Annotated in this window: 23 protein-coding genes; 11 read left to right on the forward strand and 12 right to left on the reverse strand. The window is 69.1% G+C overall.

Going from position 1 to position 25,933, the window contains the following annotated elements:
- Positions 1 to 98 precede the first annotated feature (98 nt).
- The 9 genes from AC3A6Y_RS16190 to AC3A6Y_RS16230 all read right to left on the reverse strand — a co-directional run bounded on the left by AC3A6Y_RS16190 (position 99) and on the right by AC3A6Y_RS16230 (position 11,930).
- Positions 99 to 2,354 carry a LamG-like jellyroll fold domain-containing protein gene (locus AC3A6Y_RS16190; RefSeq protein ID WP_487869260.1) on the reverse strand — a complete coding sequence of 752 codons (2,256 nt, stop codon included), beginning with the start codon at positions 2,352 to 2,354 and terminating at the stop codon, positions 99 to 101.
- A gap of 171 nt (positions 2,355 to 2,525) precedes the next feature.
- Positions 2,526 to 5,453 (reverse strand): formate dehydrogenase subunit alpha, encoded by a 2,928-nt coding sequence (gene fdhF, locus AC3A6Y_RS16195; protein WP_487869261.1) that lies wholly within the window; start codon positions 5,451 to 5,453, stop codon positions 2,526 to 2,528.
- On the reverse strand, positions 5,450 to 7,249 hold the full coding sequence (locus AC3A6Y_RS16200) for an NADH-ubiquinone oxidoreductase-F iron-sulfur binding region domain-containing protein (protein WP_487869262.1): 1,800 nt from the start codon (positions 7,247 to 7,249) through the stop codon (positions 5,450 to 5,452). Before AC3A6Y_RS16200 ends, fdhF begins: the two co-directional genes overlap by 4 nt.
- Before the next feature lie 90 nt (positions 7,250 to 7,339).
- Positions 7,340 to 8,296, reverse strand: a complete 957-nt coding sequence (locus AC3A6Y_RS16205) for a LysR substrate-binding domain-containing protein (RefSeq protein WP_487869263.1) — start codon at positions 8,294 to 8,296, stop codon at positions 7,340 to 7,342.
- Between the two features lie 10 nt (positions 8,297 to 8,306).
- The gene (apbC, locus tag AC3A6Y_RS16210) at positions 8,307 to 9,398 is read right to left on the reverse strand and encodes an iron-sulfur cluster carrier protein ApbC (RefSeq protein ID WP_487869264.1); all 1,092 of its coding nucleotides are present in this window, start codon (positions 9,396 to 9,398) and stop codon (positions 8,307 to 8,309) included.
- Positions 9,399 to 9,464: 66 nt separating this feature from the next.
- A complete protein-coding gene (locus AC3A6Y_RS16215) occupies positions 9,465 to 9,959 on the reverse strand; it encodes an RES family NAD+ phosphorylase (RefSeq protein WP_487869265.1) in 495 nt (164 codons plus the stop codon).
- A complete protein-coding gene (gene parS / locus AC3A6Y_RS16220; protein ID WP_487869266.1) occupies positions 9,956 to 10,525 on the reverse strand; it encodes a type II RES/Xre toxin-antitoxin system antitoxin in 570 nt (189 codons plus the stop codon). The genes AC3A6Y_RS16215 and parS overlap by 4 nt, the downstream gene beginning before the upstream one ends.
- Positions 10,526 to 10,705: 180 nt before the next feature.
- On the reverse strand, positions 10,706 to 11,245 hold the full coding sequence (locus AC3A6Y_RS16225; protein WP_487869267.1) for a DUF1697 domain-containing protein: 540 nt from the start codon (positions 11,243 to 11,245) through the stop codon (positions 10,706 to 10,708).
- Between the two features lie 10 nt (positions 11,246 to 11,255).
- Positions 11,256 to 11,930, reverse strand: a complete 675-nt coding sequence (locus AC3A6Y_RS16230) for a YceH family protein (protein WP_487869268.1) — start codon at positions 11,928 to 11,930, stop codon at positions 11,256 to 11,258.
- Between the two features lie 115 nt (positions 11,931 to 12,045).
- Here AC3A6Y_RS16230 and metG point away from each other — a divergent pair, with 115 nt between their 5' ends.
- Genes metG through AC3A6Y_RS16245 form a run of 3 tightly spaced genes read left to right on the forward strand, consistent with a single transcriptional unit; the run spans position 12,046 to position 16,086 of the window.
- Positions 12,046 to 14,124: a methionine--tRNA ligase gene (gene metG, locus AC3A6Y_RS16235; protein WP_487869269.1), complete on the forward strand. Its 2,079-nt coding sequence runs from the start codon at positions 12,046 to 12,048 to the stop codon at positions 14,122 to 14,124.
- A 26-nt stretch (positions 14,125 to 14,150) separates the two neighbouring features.
- On the forward strand, positions 14,151 to 14,360 hold the full coding sequence (locus AC3A6Y_RS16240) for a hypothetical protein (RefSeq protein WP_487869270.1): 210 nt from the start codon (positions 14,151 to 14,153) through the stop codon (positions 14,358 to 14,360).
- Positions 14,361 to 14,409: 49 nt separating this feature from the next.
- Positions 14,410 to 16,086, forward strand: a complete 1,677-nt coding sequence (locus AC3A6Y_RS16245; protein ID WP_487869271.1) for a SulP family inorganic anion transporter — start codon at positions 14,410 to 14,412, stop codon at positions 16,084 to 16,086.
- Here the strand turns inward: AC3A6Y_RS16245 and AC3A6Y_RS16250 are convergent.
- Positions 16,083 to 16,592, reverse strand: coding sequence for an outer membrane protein assembly factor BamE (locus AC3A6Y_RS16250; protein ID WP_487869272.1), 510 nt, complete (start codon positions 16,590 to 16,592; stop codon positions 16,083 to 16,085). The genes AC3A6Y_RS16245 and AC3A6Y_RS16250 overlap by 4 nt on opposite strands.
- Positions 16,593 to 16,760: 168 nt before the next feature.
- On the opposite strand from AC3A6Y_RS16250, the gene AC3A6Y_RS16255 reads away from it, so the two are divergent.
- From AC3A6Y_RS16255 to AC3A6Y_RS16290, 8 genes are all read left to right on the forward strand, one after another.
- Positions 16,761 to 16,967: a DUF3460 family protein gene (locus AC3A6Y_RS16255; protein WP_487869273.1), complete on the forward strand. Its 207-nt coding sequence runs from the start codon at positions 16,761 to 16,763 to the stop codon at positions 16,965 to 16,967.
- Between the two features lie 108 nt (positions 16,968 to 17,075).
- Positions 17,076 to 17,873: a segregation and condensation protein A gene (locus tag AC3A6Y_RS16260; protein ID WP_487869952.1), complete on the forward strand. Its 798-nt coding sequence runs from the start codon at positions 17,076 to 17,078 to the stop codon at positions 17,871 to 17,873.
- A gap of 21 nt (positions 17,874 to 17,894) precedes the next feature.
- Positions 17,895 to 19,481, forward strand: a complete 1,587-nt coding sequence (gene nadB / locus AC3A6Y_RS16265) for an L-aspartate oxidase (protein WP_487869274.1) — start codon at positions 17,895 to 17,897, stop codon at positions 19,479 to 19,481.
- Between the two features lie 161 nt (positions 19,482 to 19,642).
- The gene (gene panD / locus AC3A6Y_RS16270) at positions 19,643 to 20,044 is read left to right on the forward strand and encodes an aspartate 1-decarboxylase (RefSeq protein ID WP_487869275.1); all 402 of its coding nucleotides are present in this window, start codon (positions 19,643 to 19,645) and stop codon (positions 20,042 to 20,044) included.
- Between the two features lie 74 nt (positions 20,045 to 20,118).
- Positions 20,119 to 21,003 (forward strand): 3-methyl-2-oxobutanoate hydroxymethyltransferase, encoded by an 885-nt coding sequence (gene panB / locus AC3A6Y_RS16275; protein WP_487869276.1) that lies wholly within the window; start codon positions 20,119 to 20,121, stop codon positions 21,001 to 21,003.
- Positions 21,004 to 21,011: 8 nt separating this feature from the next.
- Complete coding sequence (panC, locus tag AC3A6Y_RS16280) at positions 21,012 to 21,842, forward strand: pantoate--beta-alanine ligase (protein WP_487869277.1); 831 nt, start codon at positions 21,012 to 21,014, stop codon at positions 21,840 to 21,842.
- A 7-nt stretch (positions 21,843 to 21,849) separates the two neighbouring features.
- Positions 21,850 to 22,488, forward strand: a complete 639-nt coding sequence (gene queE / locus AC3A6Y_RS16285; RefSeq protein ID WP_487869278.1) for a 7-carboxy-7-deazaguanine synthase — start codon at positions 21,850 to 21,852, stop codon at positions 22,486 to 22,488.
- A gap of 42 nt (positions 22,489 to 22,530) precedes the next feature.
- Positions 22,531 to 22,908, forward strand: coding sequence for a 6-carboxytetrahydropterin synthase (locus tag AC3A6Y_RS16290; RefSeq protein WP_487869279.1), 378 nt, complete (start codon positions 22,531 to 22,533; stop codon positions 22,906 to 22,908).
- Between the two features lie 114 nt (positions 22,909 to 23,022).
- Here AC3A6Y_RS16290 and pabB read toward each other — a convergent pair whose 3' ends face one another.
- Complete coding sequence (gene pabB / locus AC3A6Y_RS16295) at positions 23,023 to 24,804, reverse strand: aminodeoxychorismate synthase component I (protein ID WP_487869280.1); 1,782 nt, start codon at positions 24,802 to 24,804, stop codon at positions 23,023 to 23,025.
- Positions 24,804 to 25,931: a quinolinate synthase NadA gene (gene nadA, locus AC3A6Y_RS16300; RefSeq protein ID WP_487869281.1), complete on the reverse strand. Its 1,128-nt coding sequence runs from the start codon at positions 25,929 to 25,931 to the stop codon at positions 24,804 to 24,806. Before nadA ends, pabB begins: the two co-directional genes overlap by 1 nt.
- Positions 25,932 to 25,933 lie beyond the last annotated feature (2 nt).

Here is a 25,933-nt window from a genome sequence, read left to right on the forward strand (position 1 = left end):
GGGCGCGATCTCGATGCCTGCAAACAGAAGCATCAAAACCCCCTACTTCGGTCTTGGTTCGTACCCGCGTGAAGAAGTTGGCGCGCGCCGCTCGCGGCTCAGGCGGCGAGCACCGCGATTTCTGCGGCGCTCAATGCGCCGCTGTGGATGCGCAGGTCCTGCATGCGCCCGTTGAAGCAGGGGTCGGCGCCGTACTGCGAGCGGCCAAGCCAGTTCTGCGTGGTGTCGCCGAGCTGCCAGGGCGCGAGCGCGATCGCGTTGTTGCTGCCGGCGGCCACGCCGTCGACGTACAGCGTGCCGGTGGTGCCGGACAGCGTCACGGCGAGATGCACCCAGCGCCCGGTGGGCAAGGCGGGCGCCAGGATGTTCTGCTCGCCGTACCAGGTGGTGCCGGTGACGGTGAAGCGCATCGCGCCGCCACTGTCGCGCGGCAGCAGGGCGAGGTAGGCGATGTCGCTGGAGCCGAAGTCGAACACGCGCGTGTTGGTGGCGGCGGTGTTCCAGTAGACCCACAGCGCGATGGTGAAGTCGCCGAGGTCGGAGAGCACGCCGGTGGGCAGCGCAAGGTGGCCGCTGCTGCCGTCGAGCGCCAGTGCGTTGCCGCTGCTGCGGCCTGCGCCCCAGCTTGCGCCTGGCTTCAAACTGCCGTGCCGGGCATTGCCGCTGACATCGATGGCCGTGGTTCCGCTGGCCGCGTTCAGCGGCAACTGCACACGCAGCTCGGTCGGCAGGGCTGCACGCGCCACGTTGGATACGCTGCTTTCGCCGCCGGCGCTCACCGCCGTGACGACGTAGTACCAGACGCCGTGGCCCGGCGTGTCGGTGCAGGTGCAAGGGTCGGCGACGCTGGCGACGGTGGCGAAAGGCCCGTTCGCCGAGCTGCCGCGCTTGACCTTGTAGCTCGTCGCACCCGCGCTGCCCCACCACGACATCAGCACCTGGCCGGCGGTGACATGGGCGCTGAGGCCGCTCGGCGGCGTGCCCGCCGCTGCGGGGTCACGGCTGTAGGTCAGCGTGCCGAAGCTCGGCTGGTCGCCGCCCCACTCGCTGCGCTCCGGACGGATCTGGGCGGCGATGGCGGCCACCCAGGGCGCTGCCAGGCCCTTGCGATTGACGTAGTGGTTGTAGATGGACTCCCAGGCCGGGCGCAGGTTGGGCTGCCCAGCCGTCGACACCACGGTGAAGCTGCCCTGGCGGTTGACGTAGGTCGAGAAGGGCGGCGAGTAGTACTGGCCGTTGCCGTCCTGCAGGTTCGACTTGGCCACGTACTCGGCGCCGGCCAGGAAGCGGTTGTTCCAGTATCCGTACAGATCTTCGCCCTGGTTCCACGCCATCTCGCACAGCAGTCCGGTCAGGGCCATGCCGAGCGTGGCGTGGCCCTGGTCCCGGCCGCTTTCCTGCCACTGGCCCAGATAGCCCGGATGGAGCATGTAGACGTTGTGCGCCGCGGCGCCATTGCCGCGGCCGGTCTTGTAGTAGGCGATGGCCTCGTCGTGGAGATCCTTGCGATCGCAGAAGACGCCGATGGCCAGGATGCCGCAGATGTTGCAGAGATCCCAGTTGGCCCAGTAGTTGGTGATGTTCGCGCCGTTGTGGTCGAGCAGGAAGCTGTGGCACAGCGGATAGAACACCTCCAGCAGCAGCTTCTGGAAGCGCGCCACGCCTTCGGCCGTCCAGCCCGCGTAGCCGCGCATCATCTCGGCCGCATTGGCCCATTGGTAGCCGTAGATGCCTGCGGCAAGGAAGCGGTCGGCATTGCCGGTGAGCGTGGTCATCGTCGACGACCAGGCATCCAGGTACTGCACAGCCAGGTCCGCATAAGCGGTGTTGCCGGAGACCTTCCAGCGCAGCGCGAACTGGTAGGCGCGCTCCATGTCCTCGACCATCGTGCGGTGGTTCTCGCCGTCGCCGCCCCGCACCACGGTGGCCAGCGGCACGGGCGCGCGGCCCAGCTGGGCACGGCTGCTGGCGGTGAGCGCGTTCCAGCCGCTGAGCCAGGGCTGGGCGCCGGCCGCCACCTTGGTTCGCATGCGTTCGAAATCGGCGTCGGTGTGCAGCAGGCCGGGGTGGACGAACTTGCGCGCCTCTGCGAGGGGCTCGGAACTGTTGGTGGCCGTGGCTTCGGTGGCTCCGGTGGTCCCATTCGCTTCGGTTGCGGTGGTTCCGGCCGTCGAGGTCGATGGGGTCGCCGTCGTGTTCTGCGCGGCCGTGGCGCCGGCGCTCACGCCGAATCCCCCGCTCCCACCCCCATCGCCGCAGGCCGCGGTCCCCAGCGCGGCGAAGCTGGCTGCGCCCACGCAAAAGATGCGGCGGTTCAATGAAACGGTGTCGTCGTCGTTTTCGGGCTGGTGCACGTTGGGCTTGGCATGGTTATGCTGGATAAGTTACTCCCAGCAACATACATGCCACCGCGGCCGCCATGGTCGACGCCCACCGAAGCGCGCATGGCACGCATGCCGCGGCGCGACAGGCAGCGTCAGAAAGACGCTCGATACGCCAAAAATGTCACAGCAGCATGCCGCTTTTCACAGCACCGCCGGCGTTTCCGTTCTTTCGACCGCCCCGGTCCCGTAGCCCGCGGCGGCCACCGGCTCGCCGCCCGGCAGCACCTGCACCGCGCAGTACTTGAACTCGGGGATCTTGCCCATCGGATCGAGCGCGGCATTGGTCATCAGGTTGGCGGCGGCCTCGTAGTAGGCGAAAGGCACGAAGACCGTGCCGTTCGGCGTGCCGTCGTCGCGCCGCACGTGGATCGCGACTTCGCCGCGGCGCGAGCGGATGGTGATCACGTCGCCGGCCTGCAGACCCAGCGCATCGAGGTCGCCCTGGTTCATCGAGGCGGTGGCCATGGGCTCCAGCGCATCGAGCACCGTGGCGCGTCGCGTCATGCTGCCGGTGTGCCAGTGCTCGAGCTGGCGGCCGGTGATCAGCACGAAGGGGTACTGCGCATCGGGCCGCTCGTCGGCCGGGATGATGTCCGCCGGCACCAGCTTCACGCGGCCGTCCGCGGTGGGAAAGTGGTCGATGAAGACGGTCGGCTGGCCCGGGTCCTCGTCAGTCAGGCAGGGGTAGGTCACGCTGGACTCGCGCTGCAGCCGCTCCCAGCTGATGCCGCTGATCGCGGCATGCATGGCCTGGCGCATCTCTTCATAGACGGCCGCCACGCCGCATTCCTCGCCTTCGTAGTTCCACCTCAAGCCCATGCGCTGCGCGATCTGCTGGATGATCCAGAGGTCTGGCTTCGCCGCACCCGGCGGGTCGAGGGCGCGCCTGCCCAGTTGCACCATGCGGTCGGTGTTGCTCACCGTTCCGGTCTTCTCGGGCCAGGCGCTGGCAGGCAGCACCACGTCGGCCAGCCACGCGGTCTCGGTCATGAAGATGTCCTGCACGACCAGGTGCTCCAGGCTCGCGAGCGCATGGCGCGCATGGTTGAGGTCCGGGTCGCTCATGGCCGGGTTCTCGCCCATGATGTACATGCCGCGGATCTTGTGCGGATCGTCCTGCGGCGCCAGCGCCTTGTGCATGATCTCGACCACCGTGTAGCCGGGCTTGTCGTCGAGCGGCACGCCCCAGAAGTTCTCGAACCACGCGTGCGCGCCCGGTTCGTCCACCCGCTGGTAGTTGGGGAACATCATCGGAATCAGCCCCGCATCGCTCGCGCCCTGCACGTTGTTCTGGCCGCGTAGCGGATGCAGGCCCGAACCGGGCTTGCCGATCTGGCCGGTGACCGTGACCAGCGCGATCAGGCAGCGCGCGTTGTCGGTGCCGTGCACATGCTGGCTGATGCCCATGCCCCACAGCACCATCGCGCCTTTCGCGGTGGCGAAGGCCCGCGCCACCTCGCGCAGCGTCTCGGCGGGGATGCCGCAGATCGGCGCCATGGCCTCGGGGCTGTAGCCCTTGACGTTCTCGCGCAGGGCCTCGAAGTTGCTGGCGCGATCGCGCACGAAGGCTTCGTCGACCAGGCCCTCGTCGATCACCGCGTGGATCAGCGCGTTGAGCATGGCCACGTCGGTGTCGGCCTTGAACTGCAGGGTGCGCCAGGCGTGCCGGCCGATGTCGGTGACGCGCGGGTCGGCCAGCACGATCTTCGCGCCGCGCTTGGCGGCGTTCTTCATCCAGGTGGCGGCCACCGGATGGTTGGCGGTGGGGTTGGAGCCGATGACGAAGATCAGCTCCGCATGCTCCACGTCGTTGACCTGGTTGCTCACCGCGCCCGAGCCCACCCCTTCGAGCAGCGCCGCCACGCTGGAGGCATGGCACAGCCGCGTGCAGTGGTCGACGTTGTTGCTGCCGAAGCCGATGCGCACCAGCTTCTGGAACAGGTAGGCCTCCTCGTTGCTGCCCTTGGCGGAACCGAAGCCGGCCAGGGCCTTGTTGCCGTGCGTGTCGCGCAGGTCCTTGAGCTTGCCGGCCGCGAGGGCGAGCGCTTCTTCCCAGGTGGCCTCGCGGAACGCGTCTTGCCAGTCGCCGGGCCGCGGCGCATCGCTGAAGTCCTTGGGCACGCCGGGCTTGCGGATCAGCGGCACGGTCAGGCGCTGCGGATGGTGCGCATAGTCGAAGCCGAAGCGGCCCTTGACGCACAGCCGGCCATGATTGGCCGGGCCGTCGCGGCCGTCGACGCTGACGATCCGGGCCTGTTCATCCTTGATGTTGTAGGTGATCAGGCAGCCCACGCCGCAGAAGGGGCAGACCGAATCGACCTTGCGGTCGACCCGCTGCGAGCCGATGTGGCTCTTGGGCATGAGCGCGCCGGTGGGGCAGGCCTGCACGCATTCGCCGCAGGCCACGCAGGTGCTGTCGCCCATGGCGTCGTCGAGGTCGAAGACGATCTTCGAGCCGGCGCCGCGCAGGGCGTAGCCGATGACGTCGTTGACCTGCTCCTCGCGGCAGGCGCGCACGCAGCGGTTGCACTGGATGCAGGCGTCGAGGTTGACGGCCATGGCGGGGTGGGAAAGGTCGGGCTGCGGTTGCTCGCGGCGCAGGGCCTGGAGGGCGGGGCGGACCTCCACCTGAAGACGCTCGGCCCATTCACTGAGTTCGCCGTGCTGGCCGACCGGCGGGAGCGTGCCCCCACCCCGACCCTCCCCCTCCGCAACATCCGCATCGTTCCACTTGTAGCCTTCGTCCGGCATGTCCGACAGCAGCATTTCCACCACCATCCGCTGGCTCTTCAATGCCCGCTCGCTGGTGGCCTGCACCTCCATCCCGGCGGTCACGTTGCGGCAGCAGCTCGGCGCCAGCACGCGCTCCCCCTTCACCTCGACCACGCAGGAGCGGCAATTGCCATCCGCCCGCAGCCCTTCCTTGTAGCAAAGCCGCGGGATCTCCACCCCGTGCCGCTGCGCAGCCTGAAGGATGCTCTCCCCCTCGAAGGCCTGCACCGCACGCCCGTCGAGTTTGATCTCTACGGTCTGCGGCATCAGTTCGGCAAGTTTGGCCGGCGCGTTCATGCGATCTCCCCGGGAAAGTACTTCTGCACGCAGCGAATCGGATTCGGCGCCGCCTGCCCCAATCCGCAGATCGAGGCATCGCCCATGACCTGCGCCAGGTCTTCCAGCGTGGCCTGGTCCCACACCGGCGCCTCCATCAGCGCCGCCGCCTTGGCGGTGCCGACGCGGCAGGGCGTGCACTGGCCGCAGCTCTCGTGCTCGAAGAAGCGCATCACGTTGCGCGCCGCGTCGCGCGCCCGGTCATGCTGGCTCAGCACGATGACGGCGGCCGAGCCGATGAAGCAGCCGTGCGGCTGCAGGGTGTCGAAGTCCAGCGGGATGTCGCCCATGCGGGCCGGCAGGATGCCGCCCGAGGCACCGCCGGGCAGGTAGGCGTAGAGCTCGTGGCCGTCCAGCATGCCGCCGCAATACTCGTCGATCAGTTCCCGAACCGTGATACCCGCGGGCGCGAGCTTGACGCCGGGCTGCTTCACCCGCCCGCTCACGCTGAAGCTGCGCAGCCCCTTGCGCCCGTGGCGGCCGAAGCCGCTGAACCACTGGGGGCCCTTCTCGACGATGTCGCGCACCCAGTAGAGGGTCTCGAAGTTGTGCTCCAGCGTGGGCCGGCCGAACAGGCCCACCTGCGCGATGTAGGGCGGGCGCATGCGGGGTTCGCCGCGCTTGCCCTCGATGCTCTCGATCATTGCGGACTCCTCGCCGCAGATATAGGCGCCGGCGCCGCGCCGCAGCTCGATGCGCGGCAGCTCGCAGGGCGGATCGGCCTGAAGTTTCGCGAGCTCGGCCTCCAGCAGTGCGCGGCAATCGTGGTATTCGTCGCGCAGGTAGATGTAGCAGGCCTGCGTGCCCACCACCTGCGCTGCGACCAGCACGCCCTCGAGGAAGCGGTGCGGATCGCGCTCCAGGTAGACGCGGTCCTTGAAGGTGCCGGGCTCGCCCTCGTCGATGTTCACCGCCATCAGACGCGGCGCCGGCTGCTCGCGCACGATGCGCCACTTGCGCCCGGCCGGAAAGCCGGCCCCGCCGAGTCCGCGCAGGCCGGAGTCTTCCATCGCCTGGAGCACGGCCTCGGCTTCCCGCTCGCCGTTGACCAGCGCAGCCGCGAGCGCATAGCCCCCGTTGGCGCGGTACGTGGCGTAGTCGGTGAAGGCCGGCAGCGCCTGCACCGCATCGAGCGGCGGCGTCACGCTTTTCTCGGTGAAGGCCGCGGGCAGGAAATGCCCGGTCTCGCGCGGCGCCGGCATCGATTCGAGCGCCTGCAGGATCTTGTCCGCGTCGGCCATCGGCACGGCGCGCTGGTGCACCGCCGCGGCGGGCGCCTGCTCGCAGCGGCCGATGCAGGGCGCAGCGATCACGCGGACATCGTCGCGGCCGGCGGCGCCCAGCAGCGCGGGCAGCCGTGCCAGCAGATCCTGCGCGCCGGCCAGCTCGCAGGCCAGGCCGTCGCACACGCGCACCGTGATGCGGGGCGCCTGCTCGTCGCCGCGCAGGATCTCGAAGTGGTGATAGAAGGTCGCGACCTCGTAGACCTCCGCCATCGGGATGTTCGTCAGCGAGGCCAGCGCCACCAGGTGCCGGTCGTGCAGGCCGAGGCAAGCGTCGTTGAGCCGGTGCAGGTGCTCGATCAGCAGGTCGCGCGGGTGGCCGCCTTCGGGCCTGGGGCCGATGAGTGCGCGCACCTCGTCGAGCGCCGCGGCCTCGGGCTGGCGCCCCTTGAGCTTGCTCTTGCGGCGGATGCGCTCGCGCAGCTGGTCAGGGGTGGCGAGGGGGATCGCCGTGATCGCATTGGAAGAATTCATTGCCTGGTCCGCCGACACGGATTGGGTGTGCCTGCCCGACTGTGGCGCGCCTTGCCGTTTTCGGCAAATTGCATCGGCGCATGGGGCGATTCAAGAAATAAATGATGCGGTGCCGCGGAGCGACCCGCTGTGCGCCGCCACTTCCTGCTGCCATTCGGAGCTCTGGATCAGCGCCAGCGCCGCCTCCAGGGCGCGCGAAGGCCGCACCGCCGTCTGGGTCATGAAGCCGATGGGCGTGCGCACCTCCGGCGCCACCAGCGGCAGCGCTTCCAGCCCGCCGTGGCTGCGGATGGCATCGACCATCGCGCCGGGCAGCACCGCGCAGACCTCTCCGGCGCCGACGCTGAGGGCCAAGGTCAGCACCGAATTGGTCTCGATGGCGGGCGTTACCGTCACGCCCGCCGTCGCGAAGGCCTGGTCGAGGATGAAGCGGTTGTGCATTTCCGGCGTCAGCAGGCACAAGGGCAGCTTCGCCGCCTCGGCCCAGCCGATGGGCTCGCCGATTTGCAGCGCCTGCGTGCGGGCCGAGCGGCGCACCAGGAAGTAATGCTCGATGCTCTGCGGCCAGGCCGTGAGCTTGACTTCGCGCACGTGCATGCGCTCGGTGTAGCCCAGGGCGATGTCCAGCGACAGGCTTTCCAGCCCGGTCTCGAGCTCGACGGAGCTCATCGACAGCACGGTGGGCGCGATGCCCGGATGGCGCGCCTGCAGCCGCCCGGCAAAGCGCGTGAGGATCGGGATCGCCGTGGGCACGGCAGCCATGCGCAGGCCGCCGCGCGGGTGCGCCTCCTCGCTCTTGAGCAGCTGCTGCAGCACCTCGTTCTCGTGCAGCATGCGGTGCGCGGCGGCCAGCACCGCCTCGCCTTCGTGCGTGAGGCCGGCGTAGGTGCGCCCGCGCTTGACGATCACCACGCCGAACTCACCCTCCAGCGCCCGCAAGGCGTTCGACAGGGCCGGCTGCGTGATGTAGCAGGCCTGCGCGGCGCGGCCGAAATGGCGGTGCTCGCTCAGCGCGACCAGATAGCGCATCGAGGCGAGCAGGTTCATGCAGGCAGCATCAAGTGTTCTTGCTGACGGTGATGGTCGGGAACTTGGCGGAGAAATCCTTGGCCTTCTCGGCGATGCCCACCGCGACCCGGCGCGCGACCGCCTTGTAGATGCCCGCGACCTCGCCGTCGGGATCGGCCACCACCGTCGGCTTGCCGCTGTCGGCCTGCAGCCGGATGTTGATGTCCAGCGGCAGCGCGCCCAGGTAGGCCATGTCGTATTGCTCGGCCATCTTCTTGCCGCCCTCGGCGCCGAAGATGTGCTCCACGTGGCCGCAGTTGGAGCACACGTGCACCGCCATGTTCTCGACGATGCCGAGGATGGGCACGCCCACCTTCTCGAACATCTTGATGCCCTTCCTGGCGTCGAGCAGCGCGATGTCCTGCGGGGTGGTCACGATCACCGCGCCGGTCATCGGCACGCGCTGCGACAGCGTGAGCTGGATGTCGCCGGTGCCGGGGGGCATGTCGACGATCAGGTAGTCGAGGTCCTTCCAGTTGGTCTGGCGCAGCAGCTGCTCCAGCGCCTGCGTGGCCATCGGGCCGCGCCAGATCATGGCCTCGTCCTGGTCGACCAGGAAGCCGATGGACATCACCTGCACGCCGTGGTTCTCCAGCGGCTCCATGGTCTTGCCGTCCTCGCTCTCGGGGCGGCGCGAGATGCCCAGCATCATCGGCTGGCTGGGGCCGTAGATGTCGGCATCGAGCAGGCCGACGCTGGCCCCCTCGGCCGCCAGCGCGAGCGCGAGGTTGGCCGCGGTGGTGCTCTTGCCGACGCCGCCCTTGCCCGAGGCCACGGCGATGATGTTCTTGACATTGGGCATCAGCTGCACGCCCCGCTGCACCGCATGGCTGATCACCTTGGTCGCGATGTTGGCCGAGACGTTCTCCACGCCCGGCACGGCCTTCGCCGCCGCCACCAGCGCCTTGCGCAGCGCCGGCAGCTGGCTCTTGGCGGGATAGCCGAGCTCGATGTCGAAGGAGACATCGCCCTCGTGGATCTGGAGGTTCTTCAGCGCCTTGGTGCTGACGAAGTCCTTGCCCGTGTTGGGGTCGAGGACGGTCTTGAGCGCTTCGGTGAGCGCCTGGGGTGTAACGGTCATGGGGGCTCCTGATGGCCGGTAGTCTAGTGCGGCGCCGGGGCGACGCTCGGCAGCGACGGCTTCACCCTACAGGGAAGCGGACGCTCGGACGCCCAGGCGCTGGTCGAAGAACCAGGGCCTGAGCTTGGTCGCCTCGAGCTTGCCGGCGTCCGGATGCCTGGGATTCACGAGGACGTTGAACTCCTCCGGAACGATCACCGACGGGACCAGCAGCAGCGCCGACTCGAGGCCGGCCAGCCACCGGTCCCCGGCCTGCACGGACACACGGCCCTCGGGGATGGCGCTCCAGCCGACGGGCAGCGCGTCGGGCGCCAGGGACTGGCGTTTTGCCCAGACCTCGTCGGGCACGTCGATCCTGACCAGGAAGCGATTCAAGGGGAAGCCGGACAGGTTCAGGTGGACGATCGTTTCCAGGCAGGCCAGCGCAATCGAGCCGGCGCCATAGACGACCGGGGTCCCTGGCCTGTTCCAGCGCCCGCCTGTCTTCTCCGCGCCCTTGCCGCCCATGTCGTCGGCGGTGTACTCCCGGGTGTCGGCTGCGATCCGCCAGACCGGCGTCACGAATACGCGCCCGACACGGCGCGGTCGAGCAGGTTCGAGACGATCGCCTGGCCCTCGGCAGTGTCCATGAGCTCGCCCGGCTTGCGGCCCCCGAGCGCGCCCAGCGGCTGGGCCAGCCACTGGCCGACCCATTCGGCCGCATTGAAACCGGCCGGGTCCCCCGACTCCTCCACGATCGCCTGGGCCTGCCCCACCAGCCGGGCGATGCCCAGGACGCGCGAGGACTCGTCGCTGGACAGGGCCTTGCCCTCGCGGAGCTTGCGATCGATGGTGGCCCGGGGCAGGCCCAGTGTCTGGTAGAGGCTGTCCTTGCTGATGCCCATGGCCTTGGCCACGGTCACGGCCATCTGCGCCGGCACGCCGGCCTTGACGAGTTGGACGCGCTCCAGGGGGTCATAGCGGAATACCGTGTCGAAGTACCTGGGGCCGCCCGTGCCCCTGCCGACAAAGGCGGTCATCTGTCGCTCGCGCGCCTGCACGACCGTGGCCTTGGCCGTGGCGCCGTAGCGGAACCGTGATTGCCGGACCTGTTTGGTCCCGGCAGCGGCCATGCCTTTCGTCGTCATGATTGCGCTCCTTTGAGCAGAGATTATTGCTCAAACGGGCGCCATGGGAACCAGAGACAACGCTCCTTCGAGGCGAGTTCGCCGGGATGGCGACGGGCGCTGGTGGCGTTCAACTCGCCGAGGTCGGGCGCCTCTTGCGTGGAGCAACGCGCGGCGCGTTGCCGAGCGCTCCGGGGGCAGCTAGCCGTAGCGCGCGACCAGCCGCACGACCGTGTTCCACGCCCGCGTGCTCGCCGGCGTTCCCAACAGTTTTTCCAGGAAGGCATTGGGGCTGCCCGGCGTACTGCCGACGACGCGGGAGACGCTGAAAACCTCACCCTCGGTCGCGCTCAGCAACACGACGTCCTCGCGCCTGGAGACCAGCGGCAACGCAGGCAGTGCCGGATGCTTCGCATCCAGGAAGGTGATGCAGACCTCGTAGACGCTCTCGCGATCGACATGCGCAAAGTGGTCGAGATCGACCAGCCCCGCCAGGTGCTCGACGCTGCGCAGGAAGCCCGGCTCGCGCAGGCCGCATTCGCCGGCCATCGTCTGCGAGGCCTGGGCCAGCACCTTGCGCGCCGTGGTCTTGTTGCGCGCCTCGAAAACCAGCGTGCCGTTGGTGAGGAAGGAGGCAGCCGCCTCGGCGCCGGCCGCCAGGAAGGCGGCTTCGAACTGCGCCCGTGTGGGACAGCGCGGTCGGCCCAGGTTGAGGTTGCGGAAGAAGACCGCGTGCTTCATGCGCGGGGCTTCAGGCCTGGTCCGCGATGCCAAGTTCCGAGCAGATGCGCGCGGTCAGCGCCTTGAGGGCCGCGATCTCGGTCTCGAGCCGGGCGACGTTGAGCTTCAGGGCTGCCACTTCGCCGAGCGAAGCATCGCCGCGACTCGCCGGCGCTCCCCCCGTCTCCAGCATCTGCTCCGACGGCGGGCCGGAGAGCAGGTGCATCCAGCGGTTCTCGCGCGCCCCCGGCAAGCGGCCCAGCTTCACGACCAGCGCGCCGGCCGGCCGCTCGGCCAGCTCGTCGAGGAAGGCCTCGACCGAGGAGATGTCGGCGAAGTTGTGCATGCGCTCGCTGGCGATGCGCAGCTCGCCGGCGGTCTGCGGGCCGCGCAGCATCAGCACGGTCAGCAGGATGGTGGACTGGGAGGGCACGCGCAGCACGCGCTCGATGTTGTGCTCGTAGCGCGAGACGCGCCCGCCGCTCGACTCCATGACCAGGCTGTAGCCCTTGAGGCTGTCCAGCGCCGCCTGGGCATCGCTTTCGGTCAGCTCCATCAGCGGGTTTCGGCTGGTCTTCTGGTTGCAGCCGGCCACCAGGGTGTTGAGCGTCAGCGGGTAGCTGTCGGGCACGGTGCGCTGTTTTTCGGCGAGCACGCCGAGCACGCGGGTTTCGATGGCAGACAGGATCGGCAGGGCGGAGGTCATGGCAGCGGCTCGAAAAGGGGGCCAAAGTGTAAGCGCCGGGCGCCGCCTAAAATGCCCCTCCCGCCGGCCGCACGGCCGCGGCTTTCGTCAGATCCCCCCAGAAAGCGCCCCTTCGATGTCCCAGCGCAAGCTCTTCGTCACCACCGCCCTGCCGTATGCCAACGGCAAGTTCCACGTCGGCCACATCATGGAGTACATCCAGGCCGACATCTGGGTGCGGTTCCAGCGCATGCAGGGCCACATGGTGCATTTCGTGGGCGCCGACGACGCGCACGGCGCGCCGATCATGATCGCGGCCGAGAAGGCCGGCAAGACGCCACAGCAATTCGTCGGCGAGATCGCGGCCGGCCGCAAGGAATACCTGGACGGCTTCCACATCCGCTTCGACAACTGGCACTCGACCGACAGCGCCGAGAACACAGAGCTGGCCCAGGGCATCTACAAGCGCCTCAAGGCGGGCGGCATGATCGCCACGCGTACCATCGAGCAGTTCTACGACCCGGTCAAGGGCATGTTCCTGCCCGACCGCTACATCAAGGGCGAATGCCCGGTGTGCCACGCCAAGGACCAGTACGGCGATTCCTGCGAGGTGTGCAGCAGCGTGTACGCGCCCACCGAGCTGATCAGCCCCTATTCCACGCTGACGGGCGCGGCGCCCGAGCTGCGCAGCTCCGAGCACTTCTTCTTCAAGCTCTCCGACCCGAAGGTGGTCGACTTCCTCAAGGGCTGGACGCAGGACGGCAAGCTGCAGCCCGAGATGGCGAAGAAGGCCAGCGAATGGTTCGAGGCCGGGATGGCCGACTGGGACATTTCGCGCGAAGCGCCCTACTTCGGCATCGAGATTCCCGACGCGCCGGGCAAGTACTTCTACGTCTGGCTGGACGCGCCCATCGGCTACCTGGCCAGCCTGAAGAACCATTTCGACAAAGGCCAGGCCGCGCAGCACTGGCACGCGCCGTCGCAGACCCGGCAAAGCTTCGACGAGTTCGTGGCCGACCCCGCGGTGGAGCAGGTGCATTTCATCGGCAAGGACATCGTCTACTTCCACACCCTGTTCTGGCCCGCGATGCTGCAGTTCAGCGAGCGCAAGACGCCCAGCCAGGTGAACGTTCACGGCTTCATCACCGTCTCGGGCGAGAAGATGAGCAAGAGCCGCGGCACCGGCATCGATCCGCTCAAGTACCTCTCGATCGGCATGAACCCGGAGTGGCTGCGCTACTACATCGCCGCCAAGCTCAATGCCAAGGTGGAAGACGTCGACTTCAACCCCGACGACTTCATCGCCCGCGTGAACGCCGACCTGATCGGCAAGTACATCAACATCGCGAGCCGGGCCGCCGGCTTCATCGCCAAGCGCTTCGGCGGCAAGCTGGGCATCGTGAGCACCGATGGCGCGACGCTGCTGGCGACGCTGCAGGAAGCCGCGCGCCCGCTGGCCACGCTGTACGACGGGCGCGACTTCGCGCGTGCCCTGCGCGAGATCATGGCGCTGGCCGACAAGGTCAACGAGTACGTGGACCAGAACAAGCCCTGGGAGCTGGCCAAGCAGGCCGGCATGGAGGCACGCCTGCACGACGTGTGCACCACCTGCATCGAGGCCTTCCGCCTGATGACCATCTACCTGAAGCCGGTGCTGCCCGCGCTGGCGGCGCAGGTCGAGGGCTTCCTGCGCAGCGAGCCGCTGGTGTTCGCCGATGCGGCGCATTTGCTCGGCGAGGGCCATGCCATCGCCGAGTACAAGCACCTGATGCAGCGCGTCGATGCCAAGCAGATCGACCAGCTGTTCGAGCCGCCGGAGCCCGCGCCCGAAGCCGCCGCTGCCACCGCCCTTCCGGGCGGCGAAGGCATCGCTCCCACCATCACCATCGACGACTTCGCCAAAATCGACCTGCGCATCGCGCAGATCGTGGCCTGCCAGAAGGTCGAAGGCTCCACCAAGCTGCTGCACCTGACGCTCGATGCCGGCGAAGGCCGCACGCGCAACGTCTTTTCCGGCATCGCCTCGGCCTATGAACCCGAGCAGCTGGTGGGCAAGCTCACCGTGCTGGTCGCCAACCTGGCGCCGCGAAAGATGAAGTTCGGCATTTCAGAAGGCATGGTGCTGGCCGCCAGCCATGCCGACGAGAAGGCCGAGCCCGGCATCTACGTGCTCGAGCCCTGGCCTGGCGCCAAGCCCGGGATGCGGGTACGCTGACGCGCCGCCACCATTCGGACCCTTCGATGAAACGCACCGCCCTGACCGCTGCCCTCGTCCTCGCCCTGATCCTGCCGCTCGGCGGCTGCGCCGTGGTCACGGTCGCCGGCACCGCGGTGAGCGTCACCGCCGGCGCGGTGGGCCTGGCGGCCGACGCGGCGATCGGCACCGCGCGCATCACCGGCAAGGCGGTGGGCGCCGCGGCCGATGCGGTGCTGCCCGGCAACGACGAATGACGGGCAGCCGGGGGCAGGCCACGCTTCAAGGCGCATTCACAATAGCGCCATGAGTTCGCCCCTGCCGATTGCACGCTTCCGCCCCCGATTGATCGACGCGCTGGCAGACTACGACAGGCAGCGCTTTCTCAAGGACCTCGGCGCCGGCGTCACGGTGGGCATCGTGGCGCTGCCGCTGGCGATGGCCTTCGCCATTGCCTCCGGACTCAAGCCCGAGGCCGGCATCTGGACCGCGATCATCGCCGGCTTCCTCATTTCCGCCCTCGGCGGCTCCGCGGTGCAGATCGGCGGGCCGGCCGGCGCCTTCATCGTGATCGTCTACGGCATCGTCGAGCGCTACGGGGTGGCCAACCTGCTGATCGCCACCGCCTGCGCCGGCATCCTGCTCTTCCTGATGGGGCTGTTCCGGCTCGGCACCCTGGTGCGCTATGTGCCGGTGTCGATCGTGATCGGCTTCACCAACGGCATCGCGACGCTGATCCTGATCTCGCAGATCAAGGACTGGCTGGGGCTCGCCATTCCGAAGATGCCGGCCGACATGTTCTCGCAGCTGCACACGCTGGCCACGAACCTCGGCAGCTTCAATCCCTATGCCTTCGGCCTCGGCCTGGCCTGCCTCGCGGGCCTGTTCATCTGGCCGACGCTGCTGCACGACAAGACGCGCTTCGGCTACGCGGTGCACCTGGTGCTGGGCCGCATGGCCGAGCTGCGTGCGGTGCGCGCCGGCTCCCGCGTGCCGGGGCCGATCGTCGCGCTGGTCACGCTCACGCTGGTGTCCTGGGGCTTCGGCCTGCCGGTGGAGACCATCGGCACGCGCTTCGGCGGCATCCCCGAAGGCGTGGCGAGCTTTGCCCTGCCCGAGTTCTCGTGGGAAACGGTCAAGCAGCTGGTGACACCCACTCTCACCATCGCGCTGCTCGGCGCGATCGAGTCGCTGCTGTGCGCACGCGTGGCCGACCAGGCCAGCGGCCAGCCGCGCCACGACCCGAACCAGGAGTTGATGGCGCAGGGCGTCGCCAACCTGGTCACGCCCTTCTTCGGCGGCATGCCGGCCACCGGCACCATCGCGCGCACCGTGACCAATGTGCGCGCCGGCGCGAACTCGCCGGTCGCGGGCATGGTGCACGCCGCCACGCTGCTGGTGGTGGTGCTGCTGGCCGCACCGCTCGCGCAGCACGTGCCGCTGGCGGTGCTGGCCGGCATCCTGGTCTTCGTGGGCTGGAACATGGGCGAATGGCACGAGTTCTCGCCCTACATGCTGCGCCGCTTCAGCCGGCACTACCGGCTGCTGATGCTGGGCACCTTCTTCCTCACCGTGGTGTTCGACCTCACCGTGGCAGTGCAGGCGGGCATCGTGCTGGCCTGTGCGCTGTTCGTGCGCCGCATGAGCCAGCTCTTCAGCATCGAAATGGTGTCGCTGCAACCGCCGGTGCTGACCTTCAAGCTCTATGGCGCCCTCTTCTTCGGGGCGGCCGCCAAGCTCGATCCGACGGTGCAGGCGATCGAGCGGGCGCCGCGCGGCATGACGGTGGTGTTCGATGCGATGCACCTGATCTCGCTCGATGCCACCGGGCTGGACGCGCTGCGGCAGGTGCACAGGGCGGTGCTGGCGCGCGGCGGCGTGTTGCGCTTCGAGTCGGTGCAGGCGCAGCCGCTCGAGGTGATGGAGCGCTCGGGCTTCGTGGAAGAGCTGCGCACCGGCAGGCCCGCGGCGGCGGCCGATTAGTTGGCGTTCGCCTCGGCGCTGCGATCGGGCGAGGAGCCCGCGCTCACCACCCGCTGATCGTCGTTCAACGTGGCGATGAACACCATTGGCGAATTCGGCGGCTGCATCCAGCGCCATTCCCAGGCGGTCTCGTTCTTGAGCGGATAGGGCGTGCGCCGCGCCGGCTTGCCCAGCAGCTTGCGCAGGTCTTCCATCGGCATGCCGGGCTGCACCCGCGCGAAGTTCTCGGGCGTGAGCACCTGGCGCAGCGCAGCCATCTTGCCGTCCGGGCCGATGGTGATCATGTAGTTCTTCTGGCCCTGCGGCTGGCGGTTGTATTCGAAGACGCGGCCCGCGGGCGAGTCCCAGATGTTCTCGGGCTCGCCGAAGCGCGCGCGCACGTCGGCTTCGGTCGAAACGCCTTCTTCCAGCTCGCTGATGCGCTTCGGGTCGCAGCCCGCCAGCCAGAGTCCGGCGGCCAGCAAGGCGGCCACCGCGCTCCTGCGCCCGATTCGTCGTTGCACCATGCGACCCCCTTCAGTTCAAGCAGGGGTCGAGTCTATGCGTTCGGTTCATCCGCGCTCCGGCGTTGAGCCCGGTGCGATCATTGTGGTGCGCGATGGCCGGACCCTCGCCGCTCTTCGGGGATTCGGCCCCGGTAAAATTCGCCACCCAAGGTCCAACGGTCCCACGCCATGTCCATCTTCGCCCGCCCCCACTACACCTCGGAAATCACCGGCTTCATCGAGGAGATGAAGCAGAAGAAGCCAACGCTCGAAGCCGAGCAGCGCGCCGGCCGCGCCCTGCTGTGGGACAAGCATCTCGACCGCAGCGCGCTCGAGGAATACCGGCAAGCCCGGGTGCCGCAGCAGCCCTACGTCTACCAGACGCGCGTCAAGTAAGTGCCCATCCGGCCTGTTGCAACCCACCGGGATGCGAGCGCGGGCGAGGAAGCCAGCGCCGCCGGGCCCGAGATCGTCGTGGACGAAGACGCGCCGCCGATCGGCCCCATGCCCGAGGTGATCGACCAGGTCGCGCTGGCCCGGCTCTACGGCGAGCCCCTGTTCGCGCTGCCGAACGACCTCTACATCCCGCCCGAGGCGCTGCAGGTGTTTCTCGAGGCCTTCGAAGGGCCGCTGGACCTGCTGCTCTACCTGATCCGCAAGCAGAACTTCAACATCCTCGACATCCCGATGGCGGGGCTGACGCGCCAGTACCTGGCCTATGTCGACCAGGTGCGCCAGACCAACCTCGAGCTGGCGGCCGAGTACCTGCTGATGGCGGCGATGCTGATCGAGATCAAGTCGCGCATGCTCCTGCCGCCCAAGAAGACGGCCGAAGGCGAAGAGGTGGAGGACCCGCGCGCCGAGCTGGTGCGGCGCCTCCTCGAATACGAACAGGCCAAGCTGCAGGCCGCTTCGCTCAGCGCCATGCCGCAGGCCGGGCGCGATTTCTGGAAGGCGCAGGTCTACATCGAGCAATCGCTCAAGCCGCGCTTTCCCGACGTGAACGTGGTCGACCTGCGCGACGCCTGGGCCGACATCCTGCGCCGCGCCAAGCTCGTTCAGCACCACAAGATCTCGCGCGAGGAGCTCAGCGTGCGCGAGCACATGAGCATCGTGCTGCGCCACCTGCAGGGCCGGCAGTTCGTGGAGTTCGAGAAGCTGTTCGACGTCAGCCGCGGCACGCCGGTGTTGATCGTCACCTTCATCGCGATGCTCGAGCTGGCAAAAGAAACGCTGATCGACATCACACAGGCCGAGGCCTTCGCCCCCATCTACGTCCGGCTGGCCTACGCGCCGGCCTGAGCTCCCCACCCTCCCTCTCCCATGGCATCCCACGACTTCGACGTTCTCATCGTCGGCAGCGGGCTCGCCGGCCTCAGCGCCGCGCTGCACCTCGCGCCCACGCACCGCGTGGCGGTGATCACCAAGCGGGCCCTGGCCGACGGCGCCAGCCAGTGGGCGCAAGGCGGGATCGCCGCGGTGCTGGGCGAGGACGACAGCCTGCAGTCCCACGTGGACGACACGCTGGTCGCCGGAGCCGGCCTTTGCGACCTGGCAGCGACCCGCTTCGTGGTCGAGCATGCGCCCGAGGCCATCGCCTGGCTGCGCGAGCTCGGCGTGCCCTTTTCGCTCGAGAACGGCGAGCTGCACCTGACGCGCGAGGGCGGCCACAGCCAGCGCCGGATCGCCCACGTCACCGATGCCACCGGCGCCGCGGTGCAACGCACCCTGATCGACACGGTGCGCCGCACGCCCGCCATCACGCTGTTCGAGCAGCACACGCTGGTGGACCTGATCACCGGCAGCAAGCTGGGCCTGAAGGAGCCGGCCTGCCTGGGCCTCTATGCGCTCGACGAGGCCACCGACGAGGTGCTCACGTTCCGCGCGCCCCACACCATCCTGGCGACCGGCGGCGCCGGCAAGGTCTATCTCTACACCACCAATCCGGACACGGCCACCGGCGACGGCATCGCCGCCGCCTGGCGCGCAGGCTGCCGGGTCGCGAACATGGAGTTCATTCAGTTCCATCCGACTTGCCTGTACCACCCGCATGCCAAGTCCTTCCTGATCAGCGAGGCGGTGCGAGGCGAAGGCGGCCTGCTCAAGCTGCCCGATTCGGCGGGGGGCACCCGTTTCATGCCCGCGCACGACGAGCGGGCCGAGCTCGCCCCGCGCGACGTGGTGGCGCGCGCCATCGACTTCGAGATGAAGAAGCACGGGCTGGACTGCGTGCACCTGGACATCTCGCACCAGAGCCCGGCCTTCCTGCACGAGCATTTCCCCAACATCCTGGCGCGCTGCGCGGAGTTGGGCATCGACATCACGCGCGATCCGATCCCGGTGGTGCCGGCGGCGCATTACACCTGCGGGGGCGTGCTCACCGACCTCGCGGGCCGCACCGACGTACCGGGCCTGCACGCCATCGGCGAGACCGCCTGCACCGGGCTGCACGGCGCCAACCGATTGGCCAGCAACTCGCTGCTGGAATGCATGGTGTTCGCGCGCGCCGCGGCGCAGGCGATCGCCCGAGCGCCGGTCCGTGCCGATGCCGCGCTGCCGGCGTGGGACGACAGCCGCGTCACCGACGCCGACGAGACGGTGGTCATCTCGCACAACTGGGACGAGCTGCGCCGCTTCATGTGGGACTACGTGGGCATCGTGCGCACCAACAAGCGGCTGGAGCGCGCGGCCCACCGCATCGCGCTGCTGGAGCGCGAGATCCAGGAGTTCTACGCCCATTTCCACGTCACGCGCGACCTGCTCGAGCTGCGCAACCTGGTGCAGGTGGCCGAGCTCATCGTGCGTTCGGCGCAGGCGCGGCGCGAAAGCCGCGGGCTGCACTTCAGCCGCGACTACCCTTCGCTCGCCGCGCCGGCGGCGCCGACCGTCCTCGTACCACCGGCCGCCTGAGTTTGGGCGGCCTCACAGGCGAGCGCAAAGTTCCTGAGCGGAATTTTTCTTTGAATGGTTCTCCACTAGCATTCGACGCCTTTTCCCGCCACCGCCCACCGCCCGCCGGCCTTCCGGCCATCAGCGGGACTTCCCCCACCAACTCTTCGCATATCCCCCTCATGTTCCGTACCTTGCTCAAGTCCAAGATCCATCGTGCAACCGTTACCGATTGCGAACTGCATTACGAGGGCTCCTGCGCCATCGACGAAGACCTGCTGGACGCCGCCAACCTGGCCGAGAACGAGCAGATTCACGTCTGGAACATCAACAACGGCGAGCGCTTCGTGACCTACGCGATCCGAGGCGAGCGCGGCAGCGGCATCATCTCGCTCAATGGCTCGGCCGCGCGCCGGGCGTCCGTGGGCGACCTGGTCATCATTGCCGCCTTCGGGCTGGTTCCGGAAGACCAGGTGCGCGGCCATCAGCCGAAGCTGGTGTTCATGGACGATGCCAACCGCATCAAGGAAGAGCGAGCCCACATTCCGGTGCAGGCCGCCTCGGGCGAAGCCGTTCCGGCCTGAGCGCAATTGCCGCGGCGCGTTGCCGCGTCCGTCCCCCCCGACCCGGCCTGCGGCCGATACGGAGAAGCCCGACCATGCCATCCTCGCCTGCCGCCAACGCGGCAACGCCCTACGGCACCCTGCCGCCCGCCTCGGCGCCCGCCCAGCGCAAGCCGCTGAGCCTGCCGCGCCTGGCCGACATGCACGCGCGCGGCGAAAAGATCACCATGCTGACCGCCTACGACGCCACCTTCGCGGCCATGGCCGACGCGGCCGGCGTCGAATGCATCCTGGTCGGCGATTCGCTCGGCATGGTCTGCCAGGGCCTGCACAGCACGGTGGGCGTGACGCTGGAAACCATGCGCTACCACACCGAGAGCGTGTTTCGCGGACTGCACCGCGTGCAGGGCACGGCCTGGCTGATCGCCGACCTGCCCTTCGGCAGCTACCACGAGTCGCGCGAGCAAGCGCTGCGCAGCGCCACGGTGCTGATGCAGGCCGGCGCCCACATGGTCAAGCTCGAAGGCGGCGGCTGGACCACCGACACCGTGCGCTTCCTGGTCGAGCGCGGCATTCCGGTCTGCGCTCACCTGGGCCTCACGCCGCAAACGGTGCACGCGCTGGGCGGCTACCGCGTGCAGGGCAAGGGCGACGAGGCCGCGGCCCGGCTCAAGCGCGAGGCCCACGCCTTGCAGGATGCGGGCGCAGCCATGCTGGTGCTGGAGATGGTGCCGGCCGCGCTGGCGGCGGAGCTCACCGGCGAGCTGAAGCATTGCGCCACCATCGGCATCGGTGCCGGCCGCGGCACCGCCGGCCAGGTGCTCGTGCTGCACGACATGCTGGGCATGAACCTCGGAAAGATGGCGAAGTTCGTGCGCAACTTCATGCAAGGCGCCGACGGCATCGGGCCGGCCATGGAGGCCTATGTGCGCGCTGTCAAGGACGGCAGCTTTCCCGACGACCGGCTCCACGCCTGGTAGGACACCCCATGCACATCGCACGCACCCTTCCCGAACTGCGCGAATTCCTCGGCCGCTACAACCGGCCCGCCTTCGTCCCCACGATGGGCAACCTGCACGATGGCCACCTGGCGCTGGTACAGCAGGCCAAGCCGCTGGGCGACGTCACGGTGGCCAGCATCTTCGTCAACCGCCTGCAGTTCCTGCCGCACGAGGACTTCGACACCTACCCGCGCACCTGGGACAGCGACTGCGAGAAGCTGCGCTCGGTGGGCTGCGACCTGCTGTTCGCGCCGGACGAGAAGACGCTCTACCCCGAGCCCCAGACCTGCAAGGTGCATCCCGATCCGGCGCTCGCCGACATCCTCGAAGGGCATTTCCGGCCCGGCTTTTTCATCGGCGTGTGCACCGTGGTGATGAAGCTCTTCGGCTGCGTGCAGCCGCGCTTCGCGATGTTCGGCAAGAAGGACTACCAGCAGCTCATGACGATCCGCCACATGGTGCGGCAGTTCGCGCTGCCGATCGAGATCGTCGGAAGCGAGACGCGGCGCGCCGAGGACGGCCTGGCGCTGTCCTCGCGCAACGGCTACCTGAGCGAGGCCGAGCGGACCGAGGCGGTGCAGCTGTCGAAAGCGTTGCGCGCCATGGCCGATGCGCTGCGCTCCGGCGAGCGCGATCTCGCGGCGATCGAGGCGCGTGCGATGCGTTCGCTGCAAGCGCGTGGCTGGCAACCCGACTACATGGTGCTGCGCCGCCGCGCCGACCTGCAGGCGCCGGCCGCCGGCGAGCCATTGGTGGCACTCGCGGCGGCCCGGCTCGGCAAGACGCGGCTGATCGACAACCTGGAAATCGACGCCTGACTTCCGGATGAGCTACAGCGTCAAGGAAATCTTCTACACCCTGCAGGGCGAGGGCGGGCAGGCCGGCATGCCCGCCGTGTTCTGCCGCTTTGCCGGCTGCAATCTGTGGAGCGGCCGCGAGCAGGACCGCGACAGCGCCGTCTGCCGCTTCTGCGACACCGACTTCGTCGGCATCGACGGCACGCTGGGCGGCAAGTTCGCGAGCGCCGCATCGCTGGCCGACGTCATCGCCGCGCAATGGCCGGCCGGGGACGCCGAGCATCGGCTGGTGGTGCTCACCGGCGGCGAGCCGCTGCTGCAGGTGGACGCCGACCTGATCGCCGCGCTGCACGGGCGCCGCTTCCGCATCGCGGTGGAGAGCAACGGCACCATCGCCGCGCCAAAGGGCATCGACTGGCTGTGCATCAGCCCGAAGGCCGGCGCGCCCTGGGTCCAGCGCAGCGGGCAGGAGCTCAAGGTCGTCTGGCCGCAGCCCGGCCTCGAACTCGACGCACTGGAGGCCCACGGGGAGTTTGCACACCGCTTCCTGCAGCCGATGGACGGCCCGGCCCAGTCCGAGAACACGGCGCTGTGCATCGACACCTGCATGCGCCGGCCCGGCTGGCGGCTGAGCCTGCAAACCCACAAGCTGACCGGCATCCGCTGAAGCACATCCCCGGGCGGCGCGCAGCGCCCCCACCTGCATCCGATGTCCCCACCGCAACTCACCCTCAGCCAACGCTTCTTCTTCGACGCCGCCCATACGCTGCGGCGCGAGATCGAGTCCGAAGGCAGCCGCCGAATCCACGGCCATACCTACCACGCGGAGGTCTCGGTCCGCGGCCCGCTCGATCCCGCGACCGGCATGGTCATCGATCTCGGCCTGCTGCGCGAGCGCCTGCAGGCCGTGCGCGCGCGGCTCGACCATCATCTGCTCGACGACGTGCCGGGCCTGGGCATTCCGACGCTGGAGAACCTCTGCCTGTTCATCTGCCGCGCGCTGGCCGACCTGCAGCCGCCGCCTTCGCGGGTGCGTGTCTGGCGCGATGCGCTGGGCGACGAGTGCCTGCTCGAGCTCGGCGCGTGAGGGCTGATACCGACTCGCGTTCGATCGACAAGAACCGTTCGGGCTGAAAGCGTGAACGGATTGATTCTGTAGAGCGCGCTTTGGTATGAGGGCTGAGCGGCAGCAGTCGCCGGCTCAGGCGATCGGCGGCGCGTCCAGCTCCGCGTCGATCCAGCCCCGCAGGCTGTTCACGAATGCCAGCGCTTCCAGCCGCGGCAGATCCTCCAGGCGCACCACGGACTCTGCGAGCCGCCCTTCGCGCAGCCAGCGCTCGCGCCCGATGCCGCCCAGCAGCCCACAGGCCAGCGGCGGCGTCACCCATCGGCCATCGATGCGAAAGGCCACGTTGCCGCGCGTGCATTCCGTCAGCTCGCCGCGTGCATTCCACAGCAGGGTGTCGAACACGCCTTCGCGCGTCGGTGCAAAGGCCTCGTAGTGCGCGCGGCGCGTGGTCTTGAAGCGCACGAACTCGCTGTCCGAGGCGTCGAGGGGACGGTCGGCCAGTTGCAGGCGCACGCGCGGCGGCGCGGCGTCCTGCGCGTGGGCCTGTGCCTGCACGCGGCCGCGCTGGTCGAGCAGAAGGCGAACGCGCCAGCGCCCCTGCGGGTGCGCCTGGCGCAGCTGTTCCAGGCGCTGCGCCGCAGCCTGCTCCGGCCAGGGATAGCCGAAATGCGCCGCCGCGGCCGCCATGCGCGCCAGGTGGGCCGGCGCATCGCGCAGCCGGCCGTCTTCCAGCGCGAGCGTCTCCAGCAGCTCGAAGGGCGCACTGGCGCGATCCAGGAAGGCGCGCTTGTGCTGCCATTCCTGCCATTCGCCATCGGAGCGCGACTCGGCGACGATGCCGCTTCCGATGCCGCAACGGGCCACGCCGCCGCGCAGCGTGACGGTGCGGATCGGCACGTTGAAGGTGGCATCGCCGCCGGGGCGGACCAGGCCCACGGCGCCGCAATAGACGCCGCGGGGCTCGCGCTCCAGCTGCCGGATCATGCGCATGGCGCCGACCTTGGGAGCGCCCGTCACCGAACCGCAAGGAAACAGCGCCTCGAACACGTCGCCCAGCGTGCAGCCGGACCGCGTCCGCGCCTCGACGTCGGAGGTCATCTGCCAGACGGTCGGCAACGCTTCGACATGGAAAAGGCGCGGCACGCGCACCGAGAAGGGCTCGGCGAGGCGCGACATGTCGTTGCGCAGCAGGTCGACGATCATGACGTTCTCGGCGCGCTCCTTGGCCGAATGGCGCAGCCGGGCGGCGGCCTGGGCGTCCTGCTGCGCGGTCGCGCCGCGCGCAGCGGTGCCCTTCATGGGGCGCGCGAGCAGCCGGCGCGCGCGCCAGTCGAAGAACAGCTCGGGCGAGGCCGACAGCACCTGCTCCTCGCCATCGTCGATGTAGGCCGCGTAGCCGCCGGGCTGCGCGCGCTGGAGTGCCGCAAACAGGGCGCGCGCGGCAGCGTGCGGATCGGCGCCCGCAGTACCGTCGAGACGGCCGCGCAGCGTCGAGGTGTAGTTGACCTGGTAGAGCTGACCGGCGGCGATGGCCTCGTGCAGTTGCGACAGCGCGAGGTCGAACTCGCGCCGGGACAGCGCCTCCTCCCACGCCAGCGCGGGCTGCGCCGCGTCGCCCTCGCCGGGGGGCCAGGGCAGCGGCCCGTCGTGGACACCGAACCAGGCCAGCGGTCCATCGGGATCGCGCACCGCCAGTGCCGGATCGAATGCGCCGGCCGCCTCGTAGCGCAAATAGCCCACGCACCAGCGTCCTTGCCGCGCCTGCGCCTGCACGGCATCCAGCAACGGCCGGACCTCGGTCGCCGCGCGCGCCTGCAGGACCTCGCGCGGCGCCCCGAAGGCATGCCGCAGCCGGGGCGCGTCGCCTGTTTCGCCGGGAGAAGAAAAGTCGATGAGCGCGGAGACCGGCACCATCAGGCCGCGCCGATGCCGGCCACCAGGCTGCCCGCCGGCTGGCCTTTCCTGAGCCCGGCGGTGAAGGCCAGCATGCGGTCGATCGGCACGCGCGCGCGCAGGCCCAACGCCGGATCGACATGCACCTCGCCCTCGCCCGTCTCCAGCACGCGGGCCAGGCCGGCCAGGCCGTTCATTGCCATCCAGGGGCAGTGCGCGCAGCTCTTGCAGGTGGCGCCGTTGCCGGCGGTGGGCGCCTCGATGAAGGTCTTGCCGGGGTTGAGCGTGCGCAGCTTGTGCAGCAGGCCGGTGTCGGTGGCGACGATGAACTCGCGCGCATCCATGCGCTGCGCGGCGGCGAGGATGCCCGAGGTGGAGCCCACGGCGTCGGCCAGCGCGATCACCGATGCCGGCGATTCGGGGTGCACCAGGACCTTGGCGCCGGGATGGGCCTCGATCAGCAGTTCCAGCTCGAGCGACTTGAATTCGTCATGCACGATGCACGCGCCGTCCCAGCTCAGCATGTCGGCACCGGTCTCGCGCCGGATGTAGTCGCCCAGGTGCCGGTCGGGCGCCCACAGGATCTTGCGGCCTTGCGCATGCAGTGCGCGCACCACGTCGAGCGCGCAGCTGGAGGTGACCAGCCAGTCGGCGCGCGCCTTGACGGCGGCGCTGGTGTTGGCGTAGACGACGACGGTGCGGTCCGGGTGCTGGTCGCAGAAGGCGCTGAAGGCGTCGACCGGGCAGCCGAGGTCGAGCGAGCAGGTGGCGTCCGGGTCGGGCATGAGCACGCGCTTCTCGGGCGACAGGATCTTGGCCGTCTCGCCCATGAAGCGCACGCCGGAGACCACCAGCGTCTGCGCCGCATGGTCGCGGCCGAAGCGTGCCATCTCGAGCGAGTCGCTGACGAGGCCGCCCGTCTCCTCGGCCAGGTCCTGCAGGTCCGGATGCACGTAGTAATGCGACACCATCACCGCATTGCGTTCCAGCAGCAGGCGGCGGATGCGCGTCTTGAGCGCCTCGCGCTCGGCCGGCGTGGGCTCGGACGGCACGCGGGCCCAGGCATGGCGCGTGTTGCAAACGGCGCCGGAAACCGGCTGCAACACCACGGGCTGCTCGTAATCGACGCTGATGACCGCTGATGTCATGG

This window comes from Variovorax sp. Soil_C_17 (genome assembly GCF_057657265.1).